Origin of the sequence: Consotaella aegiceratis (assembly GCF_036541425.1) — a bacterium.
Taxonomy (GTDB): domain Bacteria; phylum Pseudomonadota; class Alphaproteobacteria; order Rhizobiales; family Rhizobiaceae; genus Consotaella; species Consotaella aegiceratis.
Genome location: NZ_JAZHFT010000080.1, coordinates 1 through 8,560, shown reverse-complemented (window position 1 = coordinate 8,560; position 8,560 = coordinate 1). Strand labels below are relative to the sequence as shown.

The window sequence follows — 8,560 nt, the reverse complement described above, 5'->3', positions numbered from 1 at the left end:
GCCATCGAGAACCGGCTTCACTGGGTGCTCGACGTCACCTTCGCCGACGATCAATCCCGCCTCAGAAAGGGCCACGGCGCCAAGAATATGGCCGTCGTCCGCCACTTCGCCCTCAACCTCATCCGCAGCGCAACCGACAAGAACTCCCTGAAAACCCGCCGTAAACTCGCAGGATGGTCGACAGACTACCTCGCCGAACTCCTCACATCATCCCTTCAGTAATTTGGATTCGGAGCCCTGGGGTATCGTCGAGCCCGCTTGCATCCGCAGACGGCTCGAACTATAGGCGAGGCACGCTCATCCGCGGCGCCCATGTTGCGCCGCAACACACGAAGGCTAGCATCGCGTTTCGCGACTTGCCAAGCGAGCCGACCTCGCTGAGCGCCCGGAATTCCCACCTACCATGCAATAGTGCCGTGCAGCATTGGCGCTTCGGATGCATCAATCCCCGTGCCATGCTGCATTGCAGTAGACGCCGCCGACGATGCGCCGCGCTACTCCAATGCTCCGCCGCGCTCTCTTAGCGCGGTGCGGAAGCCCCGGCACAAGCGCCCGGCGTCGCGCCGACGGCGCTGCCCAACGCAATCATCCTGTCCAGCAAAGAGGAATGTACTCGTGAGCGCATCCGCCGACCCATCCTCAGCCTCCTTGCGCCTGGCAGCCGACGTCGGCGGCACGTTCACCGACGTCGTTCTCGAGGAAGCCGGTCAACGCTGGACGACGAAGGTGCTGACCACGCCCGCCGCGCCGGAGGAAGGGGTGCTGAGCGGCATCGCCAAGATCATGGACATCGCCGGCAGGACGCTTCCCGAGGTCGCGGCCTTCGTCCACGGCACGACGCTGGCCACCAATGCGATCATCGAGCGACGCGGCGCCAAGACGGCACTGATCGGCACCGACGGCTTCCGCGACGTTCTCGAGATCGGGACCGAAAGCCGCTACGATCAATATGAACTGGCCCTGGAACGCCCGCAGCCCCTGGTCGCCCGGCCATTACGCTTCACCGTGCGCGAGCGCGTCGATGCCCGCGGCGCCGAGCTGCTCCCGCTCGACGAGGCGCAGCTCGTCGAAATCGCCGACCAGTTGCGCGCGCTCGACATAGAGAGCGTCGCCATCGCCTTCCTGCATTCCTTCGTCAATCCGGCGCACGAAAAGCGCGCGGCCGAGGTTCTGACGGAGGCGCTTCCCGGCCTCTACGTTTCGCTGTCTTGCGAGGTCTGCCCGGAGATCCGTGAATACGAGCGCACCTCCACCACCGTTGCCAACGCATACGTTCAGCCGCTGATGGACGGCTATCTCGCGCGGATGGAAAAGCGCCTCGCCGAACTGGGGTTCAAAGGCATTCTCTCGCTGATGACCTCGGGCGGCGGCCTGACGTCGGTGGCCACGGCGCGGGCGTTTCCCGTACGGCTGGTGGAATCGGGGGCCGGCGGGCGGCGCAGTGTTTGCGGCACAGATCGCCGCACGCCTCGGCGAAAAGCAGGTCATCGCCTTCGACATGGGCGGTACCACCGCGAAGATCAGCCTGATCGAGGGCTACGAGTCGGAAACCGCGCGCATCTTCGAGGTGGACCGCGCGGCACGCTTCCTGAAAGGCTCCGGCCTGCCGTTGCGCATCCCGGTCATCGAGATGGTCGAGATCGGCGCAGGCGGCGGCTCGCTCGCCCGCATCGACAGCCTCAAGCGCGTGACGGTCGGGCCGGAAAGCGCGTCTTCCGTGCCAGGCCCCGCCTGTTACGGCGGCGGCGGCACCAAGCCGGCGGTGACGGACGCAGACGTGACGCTCGGCCTGATCGATCCGGAAGGGTTTGCAGGCGGTTCGATGACGCTGCGCCCGGATCTTTCCCAGTCGGCACTTCTTGAGCATGTGGGAGCGCCGCTCGGCTTTTCGCCTGAGATGGCGGCCTATGCGGTCTACGAGATGGTCTGCGAGAATATGGCGAGCGCGGCACGGGCGCACACGGTCGAGCGTGGCGTGGTGGCCGGCACGCACACGATGATCGCGTTCGGCGGCGCCGCGCCGCTGCACGTCGCCCGAGTGGCCGAAAAGATCGGCGCAAACCGTGTGATCATCCCCGCCAATGCCGGCGTCGGCTCCGCCGTCGGTTTCCTGGCGGCACCCGTCTCCTATGAGATCGTGCGCACCAAATACATGCGCCTCGACACGTTCGACGCACCGAGCGCGACGCAGATGCTGAACGAGACCGCGGCCGAGATCCGCGCATGGGTGGAGCCGGCGGCCTACGGTGCGCCCATCAAGGAAACCCGGATCGCCTTCATGCGCTACGTCGGCCAGGGCCACGAAATCCCGGTCTAACTGCCGTTGCGCAACCTCACCGCGGACGACGTGGCGGCGATGCGGGCCGCCTACGAGACCACCTACCAGGAGATGTTTAATCGCGCGATCCCGAAGGCGGCGATCGAGATCATGGCCTGGTCGGTGAATTGCTCCACCCGTCCGGCCATGCCGGAAACCGTCCAGCCGGTCGAGCGCACCGGACGCGGGATCACGGGACAACAAGGCTCCATCTTCGACGGGCGCGCCGGCGCGCCGGCCGAGGTCGTCCGCTATGCCCGCGCCAGCCTGTCGCCCGGCGATCTCGTTCCCGGACCGGCGATCATCGTCGAGGACGAGACGACCACCTTCGTCACGGGCTCGTTCGACGCGTGGATCGACGCCGCGGGGTCCATCGTGATGGATCGCAAGGATCTGGCCGCATGACCCAGACCGACCGCATTGGCCTGATCGACAAGCAGATCATGTGGAACCGGCTCCTCGCAGTGGTCGAGGAACAGGCGCAGGTCTGCCAGCGAACCGCCTTCTCCACCATCGTGCGCGAATCCGGCGATCTCGCCGCCGGCGTCTTCGACGCCAAGGGGCGAATGCTCGCCCAGGCCGTCACCGGCACGCCCGGCCACATCAACTCGATGGCCCTTGCCGTCGGCCACGTCATCGACGCCTATCCCGTCGAGACCATGCAGGACGGCGACGTCTTCATCCACAACGACCCCTGGATGGGCACCGGGCACACCAACGACATCTCGATCACCACGCCTTGCTTCTTCGAGGGCAGGCATGTCGGCTTCCTCGCCTGCAACAGCCACGTCATGGACATCGGCGGCATCGCCGATCGGTCGTCCTCCACCGACGTGTTCATGGAGGGGCTCTACCTGCCGATCCTGCGGATCGCCGAGGCGGGGCGGATCGACGAGTCGCTGATGGCGGTGATCCGGGCCAACACCCGCCAGCCGGTGGAGACGGTGGGCGACGTCTATTCGCTGATCAACTGCAACGCCGTCGGCTGCGAACGGCTGTGCGAGATGATGGCCGAGTTCGGGCTCGACGTTCTCGACGAGCTTGCCGACCATATCGTCGAGACATCCCGCGAGGGCGTGCTCGCCAAGATCCGCAAGCTGCCGAAAGGCACCTGGCACGCATCGCTGACTTTGGACGGACGCGACGAGCCGGTCGAGTTGAAGGCGGCGCTGACGATCTCGGACGACGGCATCCACGTCGACTACAGCGGTTCGGCGCCGATGACGAAGCACAATTTCAACGTACCGCTCTGCTATACGCTCGCCTACACCTCCTATGCGCTCGGCGTGGCGATCGTGCGCGACATTCCCAACAATGCCGGGAGCCTGGCGCCGCGCACCGTCTCGGCGCCCGAGGGCTGCATCCTCAACGCGCTGAAACCGGCAGCCGTGGTCGCCCGAAGCCAGGTGGGCCTGATGCTCCCCGATCTGGTGTTCAACTGCCTGCGCCAGGCGATGCCCGACGAAATTCCCGCGGAAGGGGCCGGTGTGCTGTGGAACCTTCGCGCCGTCGGCTCCTGGACCAGCCCGCCCGTGTTCGGCCACGGCTACATGGTCGGACTGGTGACCACCGGCGGCATGGGCGCCCTGCCCTATCGCGACGGCATGTCGGCCACCGGCTTTCCCTCCGGCGTTCGAGGCGGACCGGTCGAGATCTTCGAGTCGATGTCGACGGTGGTCATCTGGAAGAAGGAGTTCAACCCCGACAGCGGCGGCGCCGGTCGGTTCCGCGGCGGTTTGGGGCAGTGGATGGAAATCGGCAACACCATCCCCGAGCCCTTCCAGTTCTCCAACGCCTTCGAGCGTATCCGCTTTCCGGCACGCGGCGCCAAGGGCGGATCGGACGGAGCAGCCGGCCATGTGGAGCTGTCGACGGGTGAACCTTGCCTCGCCAAGGGCAACCACATGGTCCCGGCCGGGGCCCGCATCATCGTCAAGTCGCCGGGCGGCGGCGGGACCGGCGACCCCATTGAACGCGATCGCACGTTGATCGAGGCCGATCTGGCAAACGGCCTCGTCTCCCAGGCCGCAGCCCGCGAGACCTACGGGTACCACGACTGACGGCCATCTCGCCGACCACTGCCAAGGTGGCCACCCTCCCGAAAGCGACACCGTAAGGAGCGTCATGACCGATACGCAGAAAAAATATTCGCGCCGCGAAATTCTCGCCGGGCTTTCGGCCATGCCGGCCATTCCCGCCATGGCAGGGCTTCTGGGTCCGGCCGCCTTCGCCAGCGCTGCGGCAGCGAAGGAAGGCGGCGTCGTCACGCTGCTCGGTGCGACGGAGGCGCCCGCCCTCCTGTCCTTCGTCAATACGTCGAGCCTGATCTGGTCGGCCCACGTCACCGAGGGCCTTCTCGAATTCGACTTCGACATGAACCCGAAGCCGCTGCTCGCCACCGAATGGGAGATCGCGCCGGACGGGCTCACCTACACGTTCAAGCTGCGCGAAGGCGTCAAGTGGCACGACGGCGAGGATTTCACGTCTAAGGACGTCGCGTTTTCGATCATGACGGCGCGCCAGTACCACTCGCGCAACCGCACGACCTTGGCCCATGTCACGAACATCGACACGCCCGACGACCATACGGTCGTTCTTCATCTCGACGCGCCGACGCCGTTTCTAATGACGGCCATGTCGTCGATGGAATCGCCGATCGTGCCGAGCCACCGCTACGAGGAAGGCGGCGATCCGCTGACCAATCCCAACAACACGGCGCCGATCGGCACCGGACCGTTCGTGTTCAAGGAATGGAACCGCGGAAGCTACGTTTTGTGGGAGAAGAACCCCGACTACTGGAATCCCGATGTGCCGTTGATCGACACGCTGGTGGCCAAGTTCGTCCTCGACGCCTCGGCGCGCACCATCGCGTTCCAGACCGGAGACGTCGACGTCGGCTACCGCACGCCGATCCCTTTCCGCGACGTCGAGGAACTGAAGAAGCTGCCGCAGATCGAGTTCACCCAGAAGGGGTACGAATACGATCCGCCGAACATCATCATCGTCGAGGCGAACCTGCGCGATCCGGCGCTGAGCCAGCTCAAGGTGCGCCAAGCGATCGCCCATTGCCTCAACCGCGAGCTGATCAACAAGGTCGTCTTCTACAATTACGCCACACCGTCGCCGACGCCGGTCGTCCCCTACCACAAGGCGTTTCACCTCGATGAACCGTCGCCCTACCCCTACGACATCGCCAAGGCGAAAGCGCTGCTCGAGGAAGCCGGCTTCGGCGACGGACTGACGTTGACGATGGAATATGTCGGCGACGACCAGCGTGTTCTCGGCGAATTCCTGCGTGCGGCGATGGCCCCGGCCGGCATCGCCATCGAGCTGCGTGGCCAGGACATGGGAACCCTGATCAAGAGGGTCTACGGCGATCGGGCCTTCCAGCTGCATCTCGCCTCGATCTCCAATCTGTTCGACCCACAGGTCGGAGTGCAGCGGCTCTACTGGTCGAAGAACATCATCAAGGGCGTCGGCTTTTCCAACGGCACCGGCTACAGCAATCCCGAAGTGGACGGCTGGCTGGAGGCGGCGGCCACGTCCCTCGACAAGGCCGAGCGCGTCGACCTCTGGCACAAGATCCAGCGCAAGGTGATGGAAGACGTGCCGAATTTCCCGTTGGTGATGGCTGCCTGGCAGACGATCTCCAGCAAGCGAGTGACCGATCATACGACCAACGCCGAGGGCTTCGAAGGCTCGATGGCGCATATGAAGATCGTCGGCTGATCGCTGCACCCGGCGGACAACCGACCCGGTTGTCCGCCATCGCCTTGGTCCGGACTTCCAGATGAGTTATCTCGACAGGACGCGCGCGGCTCGGCTGCTGCGTGCGGGCGGTTTCGACGCCCTGGTACTATTTCAGCCCGAGGCCTTCCGCTACGCCACCAGAATGGATGCGGGCGTGGCCAGCATGTGGCGCCGAGGCGGAGCAGCGCTGGCGTTGGTCCCCTCCGATGCGCAAGCGCCGCTGGCCGCCATCGTTGCCGATCACACGCTGCACTTCGGCGCTCCGTCGCCGGCCGCCATCGAGCTCGTCAGCCATCCCATCTGGATCGACTACGTCGACTACACACCCAACGGCGACGATGCTGTCGCCGGCGTCAAGGCGGCTTACCGCGCACAAGGGCTCGGCGCTGCGCGTCCCGAGGCGTTCGAGGCGGCGGCGGTGTTTCGCCTGCTGGGCGAGCTGCTGTCCGAGCGGGGATTGTCGAACGCGATCATCGGTGCCGATCTGGAATTTCTCCCAGCGGCCGACTTCGCCGCGCTGCAGAAGGCCCTGCCGCGTGTCCGGTGGCGCGACGGATCGGAGATCCTGCGCCGGCTGCGCTGCATCAAGTCGACGCGCGAGATCGCATGTCTGCGCCGTGCGGTCGAGCTGTACGAAGCCGGCCTTGGTCATATGGTCGCCCATCTCGAGCGCGGCATGCCGCGCTCGATGCTCGAACGCCTCTGGCGTGCCGGCGTCGCCCAGGCGGCTGCGGCCAGCAATCTCTCGGTCTCCGGCGACCGCGCAGGCATCGCGATCGGTCCGGACCTCATGTCGGCGGACCCGATGCTGTGCGAGGGGGACCTGATCAAGGCCGACATGGGCGTGGCCATCGACGGCTACCTGTCCGACAGCACGCGGATCTATGCGCTTGGAAGGCCATCGCAGGCTGCCCGTCGCATCTTCGGCGTGCTGGAGGAGGCCTTCGCGGCCGGACTGGATGCGATCCGTCCGGGCGCAGCCCTCGGGGACGTTCATGCCACCGTGCTCGCCACCACGCGCCGGTTGGGTTTGACCGACTATCACCGGGGCCATTTCGGCCATTCGATCGGATCGAGCTGCGGTTCGGAAGAATGGCCGTACATTTCGGCCGAAAACCCCGAGCCGATCGAGCCGGGAATGGTGCTCGCGTTCGAGACTCCGTTCTATGCCCACGGTCTCGGCGCCTTGATGATCGAGGATCAGCTGCTCGTCACCCGGACGGGGGTGGAGACGCTGAGCCGCCTGCCGCGTCAGCTTGTCGAGCTTCCGGTGGACACCGGCCGAGGCGCCGAGCGGTCCACTGGGACGCGCCTAGACGCCTCTTCGGCTCGTTGCGCCGACGAACCGAGAGGCCTCGACGGCATCCTACGGCTCGTTGAGCGGCATCGTCCGCTCGCGCCGCCCGTTGGCCCAGATCAGAACCATCATTCCGATCAGTGCGGTGAGCACGACGACGTTGATCATCGCCCAGCTCACCAGCTGAAAGATCGCGCCGGACAAGAGCGACGCCGCTGCCACGAAAGCGAAGATCAGGAAGTCCGCCAGCCCCTGCAGCGTGACCGCCCCGGCCGCGGCCGAGGCGTGCGCGATCATCACCGTCGAACCGGTGTATGCGAAGTTCCAGCCAATTCCCAACAGCACGAGCGTCACCCAGAATGCAGCCAGATGCTCGCTCGAAAGCGCGATCGCCGCCCCCAGCGCGACGATGGCGATGCCGGTGATCATGATCCGAAAGTGCCCGAACCGTTCGATCAAGCGCCCGGTGATCAAGCTGGGAGCGAACATGCCGATGATGTGCCACTGGATGCCGAGGGCGGCGTTGTCCTTGCCGAGACCGCAGGCGACGATGGCCAGCGGCGCAGCCGTCATCGTGAAGCTCATCGAGCCATAGGCGATGGCGGCGCAGACCACCGCGATGAAATAGGAGCGGGTCACCGGAAAGCGCGCCCGCAGCCCACTGCCCGGCCGCGACGGGAGCGACGCTTCGGCGGACGGGCGAGCCAGTCCATGCCCGCCGGGCAGCTTCAGGAACGCCAGAAAGGGGATCGTCAGCGCCGCGAAAACGACCTGACCGGCAAATGCCGAGGCGTAAGGGGCGCCGAGCCAGACCGCTTCGGCATGGATCGCGATCTGCGGGCCGATCACCGCCGAGCCTAGCCCGCCCAGAAGCACCAGCGAGATCGCGCGGGCGCGCAGATTGGCCGGGGCAGCCTGGCCGGCCGCGAAGCGGTAGGATTGCACGCAGGCGATGTTGAGCCCGAAAAGCAGCGCGCCGATGCAGAATTGCACGAACGAACCGCGGATCACCCCGACGCAACAGACTGCACCGCCGATCGACGCGACCACAGCACCGCCGGGATAGTATTACAGTTGCATATTTATTTGAATGATGATTCTCTGCCGGTTTGGTTAGTTTGGCAGGGAGTGGTCATAATGTCTGTCGCGGAATGGACAGGGACGCTGATTGATTGGCGGCGGGCGTTGGAGGAACT

General features: G+C 65.7%; 3 protein-coding genes and 3 pseudogenes. 5 read left to right on the top strand and 1 reads right to left on the bottom strand.

Going from position 1 to position 8,560, the window contains the following annotated elements; genetic code table 11:
* The 5 genes and pseudogenes from SMD10_RS24355 to SMD10_RS24335 form a co-directional block, all read left to right on the top strand.
* Positions 1 to 222: pseudogene (locus SMD10_RS24355) on the top strand (ISAs1 family transposase); the annotation flags it as partial.
* Between the two features lie 393 nt (positions 223 to 615).
* A pseudogene (locus SMD10_RS24350) lies at positions 616 to 2,722 on the top strand (hydantoinase/oxoprolinase family protein).
* Positions 2,719 to 4,377 (top strand): hydantoinase B/oxoprolinase family protein, encoded by a 1,659-nt coding sequence (locus tag SMD10_RS24345; RefSeq protein WP_331688331.1) that lies wholly within the window; start codon positions 2,719 to 2,721, stop codon positions 4,375 to 4,377. The pseudogene SMD10_RS24350 and the gene SMD10_RS24345 overlap by 4 nt, the downstream one beginning before the upstream one ends.
* Positions 4,378 to 4,441: 64 nt before the next feature.
* Positions 4,442 to 6,046 carry an ABC transporter substrate-binding protein gene (locus tag SMD10_RS24340; RefSeq protein WP_331688330.1) on the top strand — a complete coding sequence of 535 codons (1,605 nt, stop codon included), beginning with the start codon at positions 4,442 to 4,444 and terminating at the stop codon, positions 6,044 to 6,046.
* Between the two features lie 61 nt (positions 6,047 to 6,107).
* Positions 6,108 to 7,223 (top strand): annotated as a pseudogene (locus tag SMD10_RS24335) (M24 family metallopeptidase); the annotation flags it as partial.
* A gap of 210 nt (positions 7,224 to 7,433) precedes the next feature.
* Here SMD10_RS24335 and SMD10_RS24330 read toward each other — a convergent pair.
* The gene (locus SMD10_RS24330; protein ID WP_331688329.1) at positions 7,434 to 8,414 is read right to left on the bottom strand and encodes an MFS transporter; all 981 of its coding nucleotides are present in this window, start codon (positions 8,412 to 8,414) and stop codon (positions 7,434 to 7,436) included.
* Between the last annotated feature and the right edge of the window lie 146 nt (positions 8,415 to 8,560).